General features: G+C 66.7%; 12 protein-coding genes. 11 read left to right on the top strand and 1 reads right to left on the bottom strand.

Going from position 1 to position 17,090, the window contains the following annotated elements; genetic code table 11:
* The first annotated feature begins 114 nt into the window (after positions 1-114).
* The 8 genes from AB4083_RS13505 (at position 115) to AB4083_RS13470 (ending at position 8,052) form a co-directional block, all read left to right on the top strand.
* Positions 115-2,094, top strand: coding sequence for a glycosyltransferase (locus AB4083_RS13505; protein WP_441608454.1), 1,980 nt, complete (start codon positions 115-117; stop codon positions 2,092-2,094).
* Between the two features lie 107 nt (positions 2,095-2,201).
* The gene (locus AB4083_RS13500) at positions 2,202-2,948 is read left to right on the top strand and encodes an electron transfer flavoprotein subunit beta/FixA family protein (protein ID WP_441608453.1); all 747 of its coding nucleotides are present in this window, start codon (positions 2,202-2,204) and stop codon (positions 2,946-2,948) included.
* Between the two features lie 21 nt (positions 2,949-2,969).
* Complete coding sequence (locus tag AB4083_RS13495; RefSeq protein WP_441608451.1) at positions 2,970-3,911, top strand: electron transfer flavoprotein subunit alpha/FixB family protein; 942 nt, start codon at positions 2,970-2,972, stop codon at positions 3,909-3,911.
* A gap of 279 nt (positions 3,912-4,190) precedes the next feature.
* Positions 4,191-4,916, top strand: a complete 726-nt coding sequence (locus AB4083_RS13490) for a class I SAM-dependent methyltransferase (protein ID WP_441608449.1) — start codon at positions 4,191-4,193, stop codon at positions 4,914-4,916.
* 88 nt (positions 4,917-5,004) lie between these two features.
* Positions 5,005-5,388, top strand: a complete 384-nt coding sequence (locus AB4083_RS13485) for a GtrA family protein (protein WP_441608448.1) — start codon at positions 5,005-5,007, stop codon at positions 5,386-5,388.
* Entirely contained in the window at positions 5,385-6,413 is a 1,029-nt protein-coding gene (locus AB4083_RS13480; RefSeq protein ID WP_441608447.1) for a glycosyltransferase family 2 protein, read from the top strand. The genes AB4083_RS13485 and AB4083_RS13480 overlap by 4 nt, the downstream gene beginning before the upstream one ends.
* 3 nt (positions 6,414-6,416) lie before the next feature.
* Positions 6,417-7,274 (top strand): GNAT family N-acetyltransferase, encoded by an 858-nt coding sequence (locus AB4083_RS13475; protein WP_441608445.1) that lies wholly within the window; start codon positions 6,417-6,419, stop codon positions 7,272-7,274.
* Positions 7,264-8,052, top strand: a complete 789-nt coding sequence (locus AB4083_RS13470) for a PIG-L deacetylase family protein (RefSeq protein WP_441608443.1) — start codon at positions 7,264-7,266, stop codon at positions 8,050-8,052. The genes AB4083_RS13475 and AB4083_RS13470 overlap by 11 nt, the downstream gene beginning before the upstream one ends.
* Positions 8,053-8,072: 20 nt before the next feature.
* Here AB4083_RS13470 and AB4083_RS13465 read toward each other — a convergent pair whose 3' ends face one another.
* Positions 8,073-10,247: a glycosyltransferase family 39 protein gene (locus AB4083_RS13465; protein ID WP_441608442.1), complete on the bottom strand. Its 2,175-nt coding sequence runs from the start codon at positions 10,245-10,247 to the stop codon at positions 8,073-8,075.
* A 248-nt stretch (positions 10,248-10,495) separates the two neighbouring features.
* Here AB4083_RS13465 and AB4083_RS13460 point away from each other — a divergent pair, with 248 nt between their 5' ends.
* From AB4083_RS13460 to AB4083_RS13450, 3 genes are read left to right on the top strand one after another with little or no spacing between them, the layout of a single operon-like run.
* Positions 10,496-11,341, top strand: a complete 846-nt coding sequence (locus AB4083_RS13460) for an ABC transporter permease (RefSeq protein ID WP_441608440.1) — start codon at positions 10,496-10,498, stop codon at positions 11,339-11,341.
* Positions 11,331-12,683, top strand: coding sequence for an ABC transporter ATP-binding protein (locus AB4083_RS13455; RefSeq protein WP_441608438.1), 1,353 nt, complete (start codon positions 11,331-11,333; stop codon positions 12,681-12,683). The genes AB4083_RS13460 and AB4083_RS13455 overlap by 11 nt, the downstream gene beginning before the upstream one ends.
* Complete coding sequence (locus AB4083_RS13450; RefSeq protein ID WP_441608436.1) at positions 12,683-17,089, top strand: glycoside hydrolase family 99-like domain-containing protein; 4,407 nt, start codon at positions 12,683-12,685, stop codon at positions 17,087-17,089. The genes AB4083_RS13455 and AB4083_RS13450 overlap by 1 nt, the downstream gene beginning before the upstream one ends.
* The last annotated feature ends 1 nt before the right edge of the window (position 17,090 follow it).

Raw genomic sequence — 17,090 nt, 5'->3', positions numbered from 1 at the left:
GAGGGTATCCAGCTGGCAGCCAAGCTCTACTGGCGGTTCAAGCGCCTCGGTTATCTGTGGCAGCGCGCCCGCGCCAGCCTCGCGCTGCGGGGCTGGCAGGGGACGGCACAGCGCGTGCTGCAGGAGTTCCGCCGGATTCCCGAAGAGGACGAGGCGCTGTCGCTGCTTGCGCTCGACGAGCCGTTCGCGCCGTTCGCGGTGCCCTGCGCCACCGCGCCGCGCGTGTCGATCGTCATTCCCACCTACGGCAAGCTTGCTTACACGCTGACCTGCCTGCGCTCGATCGTGCTGCATGCGAGCGACACGCCGATCGAGATCATCGTGGTCGACGATGCCGCCCCCGACGACAGCGCCGCCACGCTGGCCGGCGTGACGGGGCTGCGCGTGCTGCGCAACGAACGCAACCTCGGCTTTATCGGCAGCTGCAATGCGGGCGCGCAGGCGGCGCGCGGCGAGTTCCTGCTGTTCCTCAATAACGACACGCAGGTCACCGCCGGCTGGATCGAGGCCCTGCTGCAGTGTTTCGCCGAGCACTCCGATTGCGGCATCGCCGGCAGCAAGCTGGTCTATCCCGACGGCCGCCTGCAGGAAGCCGGCGGGCTGGTCTTCAACGACGGCAGCTGCTGGAACCTGGGCCGCTTCGAAAGCCGCGACGCGCCGGCTTGGCAGTTCCGGCGCGAGGTGGACTATGTCTCCGGCGCCTCGCTGATGATCCGGCGCACGCTGTTCGACTACGTCGGCTGCTTCGACACCCTGCTTGCGCCGGCCTATTACGACGACACCGACCTGGCCTTCGCCGTCCGCGCCGCCGGCTGGCGCGTGTATTACGAGCCCACCAGCATGGTCATCCATTGCGAGGGCATCAGCGCCGGCACCGATCTGAGCAGCGGCATGAAGCGCTTCCAGACCATCAACCAGGAAAAGTTCGTCGCCAAGTGGCGCGGCGTGCTGGCCAGCCATCCTTCACGCCAGACCGCGCTCGATCAGGCCGTGCACTGGCGTTCGCGCGGGCGCCTGCTGGTGGTGGACGGCACCACGCCCGACGCCTCGCGCGATTCGGGTTCGCTGCGCCTGATGGAAATGTTCCAGATCTTCCGCAGCCTGGGCTGGAGCGTGACGTTCTGCCCGGACGACGCACGCACCTCGCGCGCGGACATGAACCGGCTGGGCCGCCTCGGCGTGGAGATCCTGGCGTTCTCCTCCGCCGAAGGCCTGCCGCGCTGGCTGGCCGAGCACGGCAAGGAGCTGCGCGCGGTGATGCTGTGCCGCCACACCGTAGCCGGGCAGTACCTGCATATCGTGCGGCAACATGCACCGCAGGCCAGAGTGATCTTCGATACGGTCGACCTGCATTTCGTGCGCGAGCAGCGCGCGGCGGAACTGGGCGGCCAGGCATCGATGCTGCGTCAGGCCAGGCTGTCACGGCAGAGCGAACTGACCCTGATCGGCGACAGCGACGTCACCTTCGTGGTCAGTCCCGACGAACAGGCGCTGCTGCGCACGCTGGCGCCGGCCGCGCGGGTCGAGCTGGTGTCCAACATCCACATCGTCCACGGCTGCAGCAAACCGCATGGCGAGCGCCGCGACCTGCTGTTCGTCGGCGGCCACGGGCATCCGCCGAATGTCGATGCAATGCGCTGGATCGCCAGCGCGATCCTGCCGGAGCTGCGCAAGGTCGATCCCGACGCGGTGGTGCACATCCTGGGCGACATCTCCGATGCGCTGCGCGTGGAGCTGGCGCAGGACGGGTTGCAACTGCATGGACGCGTGGCGGACCTGGGTCCATGGATGGAGACCTGCCTGGCTTCGCTGGCGCCGCTGCGTTTCGGCGCGGGGGTGAAGGGCAAGATCAACATGTCCATGAGTTATGGATTGCCGGTGATCGCCACGCCGCTCGCGGTCGAGGGCATGCGTCTGCACGACCGCGACAACGTGCTGCTGGCGGACGAAGCCGAGGCCTTCGCCGCGGCCTATCGCCAGCTGCGCGACGATCCGCCGCTGTGGTCGCGCCTGTCCGCCGCTGGCCTGGACAACATCCGGCATTACTTCTCGGTCGAAGCGGCCACGCGCACCCTGCAGCGCGTGCTGAACTGAACGCGCCGGCCCGGGCCGCGCGGCCGCCCTCCTTCATACAAGTGTTTGAAAATGGTTAGAATGGAGGCTTCCGCCCTGGCGGGCGGCTCACCATGAAGGACCCGCAGATGAAGATTCTTGTCGGCTACAAGCGTGTGGTGGACTTCAACGTCCGCATCCAGGTCAAGCCCGATGGCACGGGCGTGATGACCGACGGCGTCAAGCTGTCGGCCAACCCGTTCGACGACATCGCCCTCGAAGAGGCCCTGCGCCTGCGCGAGAAGGGCATCGCCAGCGAGGTGGTGCTGGTGGCGATCGGTCCGGCCGACCTGACCGCCCACCTGCGCAATGGCCTGGCGATGGGCGCCAACCGCGCCATCCACGTGGTCACCGCCGACGAAGTGCAGCCGCTCACCGCCGCGCGCACCCTGCTCAAGCTGGTCGAGAAAGAGCAGCCGGAGCTGGTCATCCTGGGCAAGCAGGCGATCGACGACGACGCCAATCAGACCGGCCAGATGCTGGCCGCGCTGTGGGACCGCCCGCAGGCCACCTTCGCCAGCAAGGTCGAGATCGCCGACGGCAAGGCCACGGTCACCCGCGAAGTCGACGCCGGCCTGGAAACCATCGAAGCGCAGCTGCCCGCCGTGATCACCACCGACCTGCGCCTCAACGAGCCGCGCTTCATCAAGCTGCCGGACATCATGAAGGCCAAGTCCAAGCCGATCGACACCATCGAATTCGGCTCGCTCGGCGTGGAAGCCCACGACCAGCTCAAGACCACGCTGTATGCCGCGCCGCCGAAGCGCAGCAAGGGTGTGATGGTCAAGGACGCCGCCGAACTGGTGGCCGCGCTCAAGCAGAAGGGCCTGCTCTAAGCAGGTTGCCGGGAGATCGATATGAGCAAGATTCTGGTTATCGCCGAACACCTCAACGGCAAGCTGAACCCCTCCACCGCCCGTGCCGTCAGCGCCGCCGCCGCCGTCAAGGGCGAGGCTATCGACGTGCTGGTGCTGGCCGACCATGTCGACGCGATCGCCGCCGAGGCCGCGCGCATCGAGGGCGTCAGCAAGGTCATCACCATCGCCCGCGCCGAGAACGCGCATCCGCTGGCCGCCGTGCTGGCGCCGCAGGTGGCCAAGGCCGCCGCCGGCTACAGCCACGTGTTCTTCCCTTCCACCACTTTCGGCAAGGACGTGGCGCCGCGCGCCGCCGCCCTGCTGGGCGTGGCGCAGGTGAGCGACGTGATGGCAGTGGACGGCGCGCATACCTTCAAACGCCCGATCTACGCGGGCAACGCCATCGTCACCGTGGAAGCGAACCCGGCGCACGCCGTGGTCGCCACCATCCGCACGGCCTCGTGGCCGGCCGCCGCTACGGGCGCCAGCAGCGCACCGGTGGAAGCCGCCGGCGCCGATGCCGCCCTGCCCGGCCACACGCGCTTCGTGAACCTGCAGCAGGGCAAGAGCGACCGCCCCGACCTGCAGAGCGCCGGCAAGGTGGTGTCCGGTGGCCGCGGCGTCGGCTCGAAGGAGAACTTCGAGATCATCTTCAAGCTCGCCGACAAGATCGGCGCCGCCGTCGGCGCCTCGCGCGCCGCGGTGGACGCCGGCTACGTGCCGAACGAACTGCAGGTCGGCCAGACCGGCAAGATCATCGCGCCGGAGCTGTACCTGGCGTTCGGCATTTCCGGCGCGATCCAGCATCTGACCGGCATCAAGGACGCCGGCACCATCGTGGCGATCAACAAGGACGGCGAAGCGCCGATTTTCGAGATCGCCGACATCGGCCTGGTGGGCGATCTGTTCAAGCTGATTCCGGAGATCGAACAGGCGCTTTGATCGCCGCGTTCGCACGGCGCGCTTCGCATGCATCGCGAAGCGTGAATCGAATAAGGGGCGGCTGCGGCCGCCCCTTATTTTTTGGCTGAAATAAAGCCTTCTCCGGCGCATTGCGGCCCATGGTCGAATGTCATTATTCCGGTTGAACTCCGCAAGTCCTTATGGTGTTATCTCGAAATACCCTGCGATCAGCATCACAATGGTGCGCTGATGACCTTGACACGTCATTCACACAATGATGCGTCCTTCCCCATCGTGACACCCATTGAAAGGCCCGGAATGGATTTCTTTAAAGCCAAGGCGAAACGCGACCTTCCCTCGAATCCCGGCCACTGCCCTTGCTGCGGCAAGGACACCCGGTTCGTCGAGCACGGCCGCTGGCTGCGCGACCAGTATCTTTGCGACCACTGCCATTCCATTCCGCGCCAGCGGCATCTGATGCTGATCATGGGCGAGCTGTATCCCGAGTGGCGCGCCTCGCAGATCCACGAATCCTCGCCCTCCAACGACCTGATCGCCAAGGCGTGCCAGGGCTACAGCTATTCGCAGTATTTCCCCGACCAGCCGCACGGCAAGACCTTCCGCGGCGTGCGCTGCGAAGACATCGAGCACCTCACCTTCCCGGACGAGACCTTCGATATCTTCATTACGCAGGATGTACTCGAGCACGTGTTCGATCCCGCGCAGGCGCTGCGCGACATCCATCGCGTGCTGAAGCCCGGCGGCGCACACATCTTCACCGCGCCCAAGCACGCCGGCCTGGTGTCGTCAGTGCGCCGCGCCGAGCTGGACGCGCAGGGCCAGGTGAACTACCTGCTCGAAGCGCAGTACCACGGCAACCCGGTCGGCGACGGCAAGGCGCTGGTGACCTGGGACTACGGCAGCGATTTCGAAGTGCTGGCCTCCGATTGGGTGGGCACCAGCGTGGCCACCTTCCATACCCGCAACCGGGACATGGGCATCGACGCGGCCTTCAACGAAGTCTTCGTGATCCGCAAGCGCTGAACGGCAAGGGCTGCGCCCCCTGCGGGACGCAGGGGTTCAGGCTAGACTGGATCGTTGTGCAGTCCCTGCCACCGTCTTCGGCGAGCGTATGAGCATAGTCAAACAGGGGATCAGCTACGGTTTCGTCGGCGTCGTGCAGATCGGCGTCGACTGGCTGACCTTCATCGGGCTGACCCAGCTCGGCATCCTGACCGCCCCCGCCAATATCACCGGGCGTATTGTCGGCGCCGCGCTGGGTTTCTGGCTCAACGGCCGCTTTACCTTTGCCGGCGACGACGCCCGACCGCTGCGCCCCAGACACGCGATGAAGTTCGCCGTTTCATGGACACTGACGACCCTGCTGAGCACCGGCGCGGTCATGCTGGCGGCGCATACGGAAGGCCTGCACATGGCATGGGTGGTCAAGCCCCTGGCCGACCTGACTCTCGCGGCGATCGGATTCGCGGCATCGAAGTACTGGATCTACAAATGAACGAACTGGCATCGCCATCCGTCGTCGCCCTCGACAGCGCTCCCGTGCTGCCGCTGATCGCCGTGGTCATTCCCAGCTACAAGGTCAAGGATTTCGTGCTGGACGTGGTGGCGTCGATCCCCGCGCATATCCAGCAGATCTACGTGGTGGACGATGCCTGCCCGGTCGGCTCGGGCAAGCATGTGCAGGAACACTGCACCGACCCGCGCGTGCGGGTGGTCTTCCACGAAGTGAACCGCGGCGTGGGCGGCGCGGTGATGACCGGCTATCGCGCGGCCATCGAGGGCGGCGCCGACGTCATCGTGAAGATCGACGGCGACGGCCAGATGGACCCGGCGCTGATCGACGATTTCGTCGGCCCGATCGTGCGCGGCGAAGCGGACTACACCAAGGGCAACCGCTTCTACGACCTGGAAAGCCTGGGCAACATGCCGCGCCTGCGCGTGTTCGGCAACGCCGTGCTCTCGCTGATGGCGAAGCTTTCCACCGGCTACTGGGATCTGTTCGATCCGACCAACGGCTATACGGCGATCCATGCCGACGTCGCCCGCCGCCTGCCGTTCGCCCGCATCAGCGAGCGCTATTTCTTCGAGACCGACATCCTGTTCCGCCTCGGCACGTTCCGCGCGGCGGTGGTCGACGTGCCGATGGATGCCAAGTACGGCGACGAGGTGAGCAACCTGAAGATCTCGCGCATCTTCAGCGAATTCCTGACCAAGCACATCCGCAATACCATCAAGCGGATTTTCTATAATTACTTCCTGCGCGACATGTCGGTCGCCTCGCTGGAACTGGTGTTCGGCGTGCTGATCCTGCTGTTCGGCGCGATCTTCGGCCTGAGCCACTGGGTGCATTCGGCCGCCACGCACGTGTCGACGCCGGTGGGCACGATCATCATCGCCGCGCTGTCCATCCTGTGCGGATTCCAGCTGCTGCTGGCCTTCCTCAACTACGACGTCTCCCACCTGCCCTCCCGCGCCATCCACAAGCGCTCGCCCATGCGCATGCGCTCCAAGGGGAACTAACCGATGTTCGATTTCCGGCCGGTCGCCACGGATTCGCAGTCGCTTGCCCGTTATGTCGCCTTGTTCGCGCGCTGCTTTCCCGGCGCGACGCATCTGCACGAGGCGTATCTGGAATGGCTTTACTCGCGCAATCCCGCGGGCAAGGTGGTGGGCATGGACGCGATCGCCGGCAACGACCTGGCGGCGCACTACGTGTGCATCCCGGCGAACCTCTGGCTGGGCGGACGGCAGACCAGGGCGCTGCTGTCGTTGAACACCGCGACCCATCCGGATTACCAGGGCAAGGGCCTGTTCACCACGCTGGCGCAGAAGACCTACGAGCTGGGTGCGTCGCAGGGCTTCAGCGCCGTCTACGGCGTGGCCAATGCCAACAGCACGCCGGGCTTCATCCGCAAGCTCGGCTTCGCCCTGGTCGCGCCGCTCGAGGCGCGCGTCGGGCTGGGGCGGGTGATCCGCACGGACTGGAATGCAGTAAAAGCACGCGCGGCGTTCCGCCACGACTGGACGCAGGAACATCTGGCCTGGCGCGCGGCCAGTCCTACCAATCCAGTCTTCGTCGGCAGCCAGGACGCCGGCGGCAGCGTGCTGTTCGCCAAGACCGACAAGCCCGGCATCGTGGTCGAGGGCGAGACCGGCGTGGTGCTGGCCGACGGCGCCTTGCCGCGGCAGTCGCCGTCGCTGCTGCGCCTGTATCTGGGCCTCAGCCCCAGCGGCGCGGCACGGCGCGGCCTGAGCATGGGCGTGCCCGATCGCCTGCGCCCGTCGCCGCTGAACCTGATCTATCGCTCGCTGGACGGCGTCATGCCGGCGCTGCCCGCGACCGAAGTGCAATTCAACTTCCTCGATTTCGATGCCTACTGAAGTGGCCTCGGCCGGGCGGCATCTGTTTGTCTTCGCGCATCCGGACGATGAGTTCGCCTGCCTGGAACAGTTGCGGCGCTCGGTGGCAGAAGGTCATGAGGTCGTCTGCGCCTATCTCACCGACGGCGCCTACGGCGGGCAAGCCGTCGAGCCGCGTATCGAGGAATCGCAGCGCGCGCTGGCCCGGCAAGGCGTGGCGGCGCAGTCGCTGCACTTCATCGGCGCCGCGGCCGGCATTCCGGATGGCGGGCTGCCCGCGCGCATGCGCACCGCATACGAGCTGCTGTGCGAGCTGGTGTCGCAGCAGGGGCCGGTGACGGCGTGCTTCGTCACCGCCTGGGAAGGCGGGCATCAGGACCATGATGCGAGCCACGCGATCCTGCTGGCGATGCGCCGCAACGGACATGTCGACGCCCCCGTGTGGCAGTTCCCGCTCTACAACGGCGAAGGCCTGCCGGGCCCGCTGTTCCGCGTGATGCATCCGCTGACCAGCAACGGCCCCACCACCTGGCTGCCGATATCCGTACGGCATCGCCTGCTCGATCTGCGCACCTGCCTGGGTTATCCGTCGCAGTGGCGCACCTGGCTGGGCCTGCTGCCCTTCGTCGCCTTCAAGCTGCTGTTCCAGGGCAGCTATGCGCTGCAGCTGGCCAGCGACGACGCGCTGGAGCAGCGTCCGCACGCGGGGAAACTGCTGTACGAGCGCCGCTCCCCCGTCACCTGGGAGCAGATCCGCCAGGGTTACCTCGAGCTGCTGGAAACGGAGCGCCCGCGCTAGGCGCGCTCCGCCGCCTCGGCTCAGGGCACCGCGGTCACGCGAATGCGCCCGACCGCCACGCCGAGCGGCACGCCGCCATCGTTGACCGTGGCGCTTTCGAACCACAGGCTGTCGGTCGGCGTTTTCACTTCGAGCACCAGCTGATGCTCCTGCCCCTGCGCGGTCATCGGCACGCTGGCAACCGCATTGCCCAGCCCGACCGACACCGAGGGGATCTTCGACACATCCGCGACCCAGCCGAAGAACTCGACGCGCACGCGGCCCGAGACCAGCGCCGGCAATTCGATGTTCGACCGCTGCGCGGTGGACCAGCGCCCCCAGCCCTCGCCGGGGCGGAAGCCCTGGAAGCGGGCCGGATTGGCCGCGCTGCCGGTATCGATCTGCAGCGGCTGCTGGCCGTCCCATAGCGGCTTCTGCGGTGCCACGGGCCGCACGCGCGAGTCTTCCAGCAGGTACAGGCGCTGGCTGCCCAGGTCGATCTTCCAGGCCTGCGGCAATCGCACTTCCATCGCCGCGGGAGCGACCACCCAGCGGATGCCCTTGGGCACGCGCTGCGCGTCCAGCGCCGCGCCCGGCGCAAGCTCCAGCACGTGCTGCTGGGTATCCATCGCCGCCAGCAGATACGAGGCCTGGCCGAAGCGTTCATAGGTGGCGACCAGGCCGGTGCCCGGCACGTCTTCGCCCAGGAAGGCGCGGATCGCCGCGCCGTCGGCCAGCACCTGGCGGGTCAGGCCGTTCTCCGCCTTCAGCCATGCCGACATCTGGCCGTGCGCGGCCAGCATGCTGCCGGCGACGAAGACCAGGTAGGCGAAGCGCCGGTGGCGGGTGAACGCGAACGCCGCCCAGCACACCAGGGCCAGCACCAGCGAAAGCCGCAGCGGCCAGCGCACCACATGGTCGAAGCCCCAGTACGGGATCTTGCGGTCGAACAGGCCGAACAGGTCCGGATAGTCCCAGGGGTAGAGGTGGAACCAGAAACGCCCCCACAGCACGAACGTCGCCATCGCCGCAAAGCCCAGCAGTGCGACCCAGCGCGAGGCGCCACGCCCGCTCCACCACACGCCATAAGCCAGCAGGAACGGCAGCAGCGCCTCCACATAGCGCCCATGCAGGCGGCCGCGCTCGAACTCCGAACCAGCGGCCGCGGCATCGGTGAACAGCGCCACCATGCACAGCATGGCCGCCGCCAGCAGGAACAGGAACAGCGTGAGCTTGCGGCGCGATTCGTCGATGGCGTCGTCTACCGCCGGCGCCTGCGCGCCCGCACGACGCCAGGGCAGCCAATGGCGCAGGTCCACCAGCAAGGCCACCACGCCCGGCGCGAAGAACACCAGCCACACCCACACATGCCCGCCGACGTAGCCGGCGATCGAGCCCAGGCTCTTCAGCAGATACTGCGGATCGCGCAGCTGGTCGAGATAGCCCTGGTAGAACGAAGCGACGATGGCCGATGACCCGGCCGGATCGAGCGCATACCGCAGCAGCTTGATCAGCACCACGGTGCAGGCCAGATACCCCACCGCCTGCAGCATGCCGTGAGCCATGCGCTTGAGCGCGGACCCGCCAGCGGCCAGGCCCGCGCGGCTCCATACCAGATAAGCCGCGCTGGCCAGGATGGCCGCGGCGGCATGCGGCTTGATCAGATAACTCGTGGCGCTGACCAGCGCCGCCAGCACCACCTGCCGCCAGGAACTGGCGCCGCGCTCGGCCAGCCAGACCAGCGCCAGCAGGTAGATCGAAAGCTGGAATTCCACCTCCGGCAGCAACGTCGTCGCATAGAACGAAAACGGCATGGCCAGGTACAGCAAGGCCGACAACAGCGCCGAACGCCGATCCATGCAGCGGCGGAACACGCCGAACAGCAGCAGCGCCCCGAGGCAGTACAGCAGGCTGTTGAACAAACGGCCGACCGTGGCGGCATGCTCGACCGAGCCGCTGGCCCAGGCGCGGTAAAGCCAGGGATAGACCTTGTTATCGACGCGCTGCAGATAAGGGTCGAGCGCATACAGCCGGTCGCCCGTCGCCTCGTATTTCGCGGCATGGAAATACGCGTACTCGTCGCTGCCCATCACCGGCGAATTGATCGACGCGATGCGTATCGCCATCAGGAAAAACACCACGAGCATGGCGATCCACAACACGCGTGGCGCGTTCCCGGCATGTTCGCCACGGCCGCCATCGATTCCTGTATCCATCCATTTCCCTCTTTGCCGCCAAGCCGGTGCCACCAAAACGGTCAGCAAGGCCATGCCAGAACCCTTGAAGCACCGATGCATCCCTCGCCGAAGGAGCCGTCCTGCGGGCTCCATCGGAACCGCTCAATTTACCGCACGGTCAGGCGGACATGGCAAATTTCCTACATTCACCCCATGCCAGCCGGTATAATTACCGGTTTCACGATGACGGCCTTGACCGGAAGTCAATCCAGACTATTCAGGCACTTATGACGCCATCGACCATTCACAGTTCCCGCCAGCAACATCGCAGCAGCCCCAAGGCGATTGCCGCGAGCTTCCTGACGCATCGGGCGCTGATCAGCTCATTGATCCGCCGGGACATCGCCTCGCGCTACCGCGGTTCGGCGCTGGGCATGGCGTGGGCCATCCTCAATCCGCTGATCATGCTGCTGATCTACACCTTCGTGTTCAGCCAGGTCTTCAAGATGCGCTGGGGCGGCGCGGCCAGCGACCCGTCGGAATTCGCGCTGATGCTGTTCGCCGGCATGCTGATCTTCAATTTCTTTGCCGAATGCGTGAACCGCGCGCCCAGTGCGGTCACCGCCACGCCCAACCTGGTCAAGAAAATCGTATTTCCGCTGGAAACCCAGGCCTGGGTCATCGCCGGTTCTGGAATTTTCCAGGCCGCCATCAGCTTGGGCATCCTGCTGGTCGCGCATATCGTGATGAAGGGTCCGCCGCCGTGGACCTTCGTGCTGATCCCGCTGGTGTTCGTGCCGCTGGTCCTGCTGGTGCTGGGCATCGTGTGGTTCCTGTCGGCGCTGGGCGTGTACCTGCGCGACATCGGCCAGCTGGTCGGGCACCTGGTGATGATGACCATGTTCCTGTCGCCGCTGTTCTATCCGGTCACGGCGATCCCGGAGAGCTTTCGTTCGCTGTTCTATTTGAATCCGATGACCTTCCTGATGGGCGAATCGCGCAAAGTGCTGATCCTTGGCCAGCTACCCGACTGGAGCATGCTCGGCCTGTTCACGCTGGGCGGCCTGTTGATCGCCACCTTCGGCTTCTGGTGGTTCCAGCACACGCGCCGGGGTTTCGCCGATGTCCTCTGATCTGGCCATCCGCGTCAGCGGCGTAAGCAAGTGCTACAACATCTATGAAAGCCCGATGCACCGGCTGGTGCAGTCGCTGTATCCGCGCGCGGCGCGGGTGATCGGCAGCGTCGGCGCGCAGCGCCTCGCCGGCCAGTTGCGCGAGCGCCGCCACTACAAGGAATTCTGGGCGCTGCACGGCATCGACTTCAGCGTGCGCCGCGGCGAGACCATCGGCGTGGTGGGCAAGAACGGTTCCGGCAAGTCCACCCTGCTGCAGATGATCGCCGGCACGCTGGCGCCGACCACGGGCGATATCGAAGTCAACGGCCGCGTGGCCGCGTTGCTGGAACTGGGCTCGGGCTTCAATCCCGATTTCACCGGCATCGAGAACGTCCGCCTCAATGCGGCGGTGCTCGGGCTGTCGGCGGCGGAACTCGACCAGCGCATGGACGCGATCCTGGCGTTCGCCGATATCGGCGACTTCGTCAACCGCCCGGTCAAGACCTATTCCAGCGGCATGGTGGTGCGCCTGGCCTTCGCGGTGCAGGCGCAGGTCGATCCGGACGTGCTGATCGTCGACGAAGCCTTGTCGGTGGGCGATGCCAAGTTCCAGTCCAAGTGTTTCGCGCGGCTGGATTCGCTCAAGGAAGCAGGCACCTCGATCCTGTTCGTATCGCATTCGACCGAGCAGATCGTCAGCCATTGCGACCGCGCGATCCTGCTGCACGAAGGCCTGATGCACCAGGAAGGCCAGCCGAAGGACGTGGTCCACACCTATCTGGACCTGCTGTTCGGCAAGGCCAAGCGCGCCGTCATCGCCAGCGGCGAGCCGGCCGCGGCCGACGCGGCGGCCGATGCCGACGGCGTGCTGGTCAGCGGCGGCTTCGAGACGCGCCCGAACTACAACCCCTACGAATACCGCTGGGGCGACGGCACGGTGTGCATCGAGGATTTCCGCATGGCGTCCTCGCACACCTGGGACCCGTCGACGGTGGAACCCGGGGACCGGCTCAAGCTGATGCTGCGCGTGCGCTTCCAAGATGCGATCCCGCGCCCGATCTTCGGCTTGACCGTCAAGACCAAGGACGGCGTCACGGTGTTCGGCACCAACTCGGAGCTGATCGAGTACGACGTCCAGCGCCTGGGCGGACGCGGCACCACCGCGAACGTCACGTTCGAATTCGATTGTCGCCTGGGACCGGGCGACTATTTCCTGTCGGTGGGGGTTGCCAGCCATAACGGCGTCGAAGTCGTGCCGCACGACCGTCGCTACGATTCCATCCATCTGAACGTCAACGGCAAGGGCTTTTTCGGCCTGGCCATGCTCGACGTGCAGATGGACGCCAAGGAGAGCCCCTGATGACTGTTGCCGCCGCATCTGTTGCCGAGGCGCTGCGCAGCGCCGGCTATGTGCTCGACCAGGACCACCGCGTGTGGTCGCATGCGACGCGCCCCGCCAAGCCGTTCGCCTATTCCGACGGCGACGAAGTCGAGCAGCGCATCCGCCACGCGATTGCCTCGAGCAGCGACGTCTCGCTGTTTTCCGCCGAGCTTGAGCGCCACCAGGTCGACTGGCCGTCGGTCTATCACCTGAGCGCCGACCGCGCGAACCTGCTGCGCCCGATCGGCAAGCTGTTCGCCGGCGCGCGCGTGCTGGAGATCGGCGCCGGCTGCGGCGCCATCACCCGTTATCTGGGCGAATGCGGCGCGCAGGTGCTGGCGCTGGAAGGCAGCCCGCGGCGTGCGTCCATCGCCGCTTCGCGCTGCCGCGACCTGCCCGGCGTGACGGTAATGAACGATCGCTTCGACGCGCTCGAAACCGACGCGAAGTTCGACGTGATCACCCTGATCGGCGTACTCGAATACGCCCGCATGTACACCGCCGGCGACGATCCGGTCGCCGAGACGCTGCGCCGCGCCCACCAGCTGCTCAGCGACGACGGCGTGCTGATCGTGGCGATCGAGAACCAGCTCGGCCTGAAGTATTTCGCCGGCATCCCCGAAGACCACCTCGGCCGCGCCATGGCCGGCATCGAGGACAGCTATCGCCAGGACGGCGTGGTGACGTTCGGCAAGCAGGAGCTGCAGCAGCGCATCGCCGCCGCCGGCTATGCGCGCAGCGAAGTCGCCATGCCGTTCCCGGACTACAAGCTGCCGGGCAACGTGATCCTGCCGGCGGCGCTGCGCGCCGGCGACGCGTTCGACGCCGCCTCGCTGGCCGGCCAGGCTTCGCGCAAGGACCGGCAGATCCGCTATTCCCCGCTGTTTTCCATGAGCCGCGCGTTCGCCGTGCTCGGCCGCAACGGGCTGCTCGACGACATGGCCAATTCGTTCCTGGTCATCGCCGGGAAAAGCCAGGCGTCCGCGACGTTCGAGCAGCTCGCACCGGGCGTGCTGGCCGAGCTGTATTCGACCCAGCGCCACCCTGCCTACAAGAAGCTGAGCCGCTTCACGCGCACCGGCGACGGTGTGCGGGTCTCGCGCGAGCGCCTGATCCCCGATGCCGCGATCGAGTCGCGGCTGCTGCTCAACCAGGTCACCGAAGAGACCTATCTCAACGGCCGGCACTGGAGCGAGCGCTTCGAGCAGATCGTGGTCATGCCGGGCTGGAGCCTGCAGGACGTGTCGGACTGGTTCGGCGTGTGGCTGCATGCGCTGGCCAAGGCCATGCCCGGCTCGCCCGCACCGGAGCAGCTGGCGATCGATACGCCGGTGCCAGCCAACCTGTTCGACGCCATGCCAGACAACCTGATCGTCGGGCACGACGGCCAGGCGCGCTTCTTCGATCTGGAATGGCATTTCCACGCGCCGCTGACCGTCGGCTATCTCGCCTTCCGCGCGCTCAAGCTCACCTTCGGCACCTTGCTCGGCGTCGCCGTTCCCGCCGACCGGCAGATGCTGCATACCGCGACCTTGATCCGCGAGACGTTCCGCAAGCACGGCTACGTGCTGACCTCCACCCACATCCAGACCTACCTGGACCTGGAGGCGACGCTGATCGCCGAAGTGCAGGGCCAGCACACCGGCGTGCTGGAACTGGCCGATTACCAGTCGCACGTGATGGCGGTGGCGCCCGACGTCGGCGGCCTGCTCGCGGGGCATTCGTCCGCGCAGGCGACGCTGGCCGAGTCGGCCGAGCTGCGCACCGCGATCAGCGAGCTGATCGAGCGGCTGGATGCGTCAGCGGAGGAATCCGTGCAGGTGATCGCAGCGCCGCCGGCCGCAGTCATCGATATCGAAGCGGTCAAGCAGGCAGCCAAGTACGAAGCGAAGAACGAGGCGCGGGCCGAGCATGAACGCCTGCGCGCGGAACTGGACCGCTTCCGCCACGAACACGAGCGCTTTCGCGCCGACCAGGAGCGGCTGCGCGTCGACCTCGGCGAGGCGACGCAGCAGCGCCAGACACTCACGGACGAACTGGCGCAGTTGCGCCAGTCGCACAGTTGGAAAGTGACCGCTCCGCTCAGGCGCGGCAGGACGAAAATGATCAGCTTGAAAGCCCGGGTGCGCCAGCGCGCCGTCTCCACCGTCAAGACCCTCTACCGCCGCCTGCCCATCAGCATGGGCAACAAGCTGGCGATCAAGAACGTGCTGTTCCGCGCGTTCGGCCCCCTGCTCAGCCATACCGCCGCTTATCGCCGCTGGCGCGCCTACCAGGGCACGCACGCGCCCAGCTCCACGTTCAGCCCGGTCGCCGCGCCGGCTTACCAGGCGCCCAGCCCGATGCAGAGCTCCGGCACGCTGTGGCAGGCCGATGGCGTGCGCGAATGGGCCGACTACGGTCCGGTCAAGCAGCGCATCGCCGAACGCAGCCAGGCGCTGCGCGCGACGCGCCATCCGGGCTCGTTCCCGCTGCTGGACTTCGCGCGCCTGTCGATCGAAGCGGCCGCGGCGAAGGTGAAGCTGCCGCTCGCGGCGGCGCAGCCGACGGTGACCATCCTGGTCCCGGCCTATAACCACCTGGTCACCACGCTGGAATGCCTGGCCTCGATCGCCTCCGCGCAGCGCGCGGGCGATCCGGATTTCGAAGTGCTGGTCGCCAACGATGCGTCGACCGACGACAGCGCGAAGATCCTGGCCACCATCGCCAACCTGCGCGTGGTCAACCAGCCGGACAATCTCGGCTTCCTGCGCAACTGCAATACCGCCGCCAACGAAGCGCGCGGCAAGTACCTGCTGTTCCTCAACAACGACGTGCAGGTCACGCCGGGCTGGCTGAAGGCCCTGGTCGGCTGCCTGGACGGCGACGCCACGGTCGGCGCCGCCGGCCCGCGCATCGTGTACCCCAATGGCTGGCTGCAGGAGGCCGGCACGCGCTGGCACCGCGACGGCAGCGCCGAAATGATCGGCCTCAACGACCAGCCGGACCTGGCGCGCTACAGCTACACCCGCGACGTGGACTATTGCAGCGGCGCCTGCCTGCTGGTGCGCCGCGGCGAGTTCCAGGCCATGGGCGGCTTCGACGAGCGCTACGCGCCGGCGTACTGCGAGGACTCCGACCTGTGCATGCGCCTGCGCGCCGACGGCAAGCGCATCGTCTACTGCGGCGAAGCGACGGTGCTGCATCACCTGAGCCTGACCTCCGAGGCGCTGCCCAGCGAGTACAAGCTCACCTGTATCGCGCAAAACCTCGACACCTTCACCTCGCGCTGGCGCGAGCAGCTGGACGCGCTCGATACCGTGCGCACCATCGCGTTCTACCTGCCGCAGTTCCATCCGATTCCGGAGAACGACCTGTGGTGGGGCCGCGGCTTCACCGAGTGGACCAATGTCAGCAAGGCGCAGCCGAACTACGTCGGCCACTACCAGCCGCGCCTGCCAGCCGACCTGGGCTACTACGACCTGCGCCTGGCCGAAGTGCTGGAAAAGCAGGCGGAACTGGCGCGCCGCTACGGCGTCGGCGGCTTCTGCTTCTACTACTACTGGTTCGCCGGCCACCGCCTGCTGGAGCGGCCGATCGAGCAGATGCTCGCCAGCTCCAAGCCGGACTTCCCGTTCTGCCTGTGCTGGGCGAACGAGAACTGGACGCGGCGCTGGGACGGCCAGGAACACGAGCTGCTGATGGCGCAGCAGCATTCGGACGAGGACGACCTGGCGGTCATCCACGACCTGATGCGCTATTTCCGCCAGTCCAACTACATCCGCATCCATGGCAAGCCGCTGATCCTGGTCTACCGCACCACCCTGTTCCCGGATTTCGCTCGCACCGCCGCGCTGTGGCGCGAGGTGTGCCGCAAGGAAGGCATCGGCGAGATCTACATCGCCCAGGTGGAGTCGTTCGAACTGGCCACCTCCGGCGTCAAGCCCGAGCAGTTCGGCTGCGATGCCTCGGTGGAATTCCCGCCGCAGGGCATGGCCGAGCCGATCGAGCTGCCGGGCCAGAAGCTCAATCCGGACTACCAGGGCGCGGTGGCCGACTATCGCGACATCGCGGTCAACTACGCCACGCGCGAACTGCCGCCGTACAAGCGCTTCATGGGCGTGATGCCCGGCTGGGACAACACGGCGCGGCGCCAGCACAACAGCTATACCTTCGACGCGGCCACCCCGGGCACCTTCCAGGCCTGGCTGGAAACCACGGTGGAGCGCACCAAGCAGCAGTTCAGCGGCGACGAGCGCATCGTCTTCATCAATGCCTGGAACGAATGGGCCGAAGGCGCCTATCTCGAACCGGACCGCCGCTTCGGCCACAGCTTCCTGCAGGCGCACGCCAACGCGCTGGACGCCGACAAGCTGGCCCGCCACAACAAGTACTCGCTGGGATGAG

Origin of the sequence: Dyella sp. 2RAB6 (assembly GCF_052115385.1) — a bacterium.
GTDB lineage: Bacteria > Pseudomonadota > Gammaproteobacteria > Xanthomonadales > Rhodanobacteraceae > Dyella_D.
The sequence above is the reverse complement of the archived record's forward strand: the minus strand, read 5'-3'. Positions and strand labels throughout refer to the sequence as shown.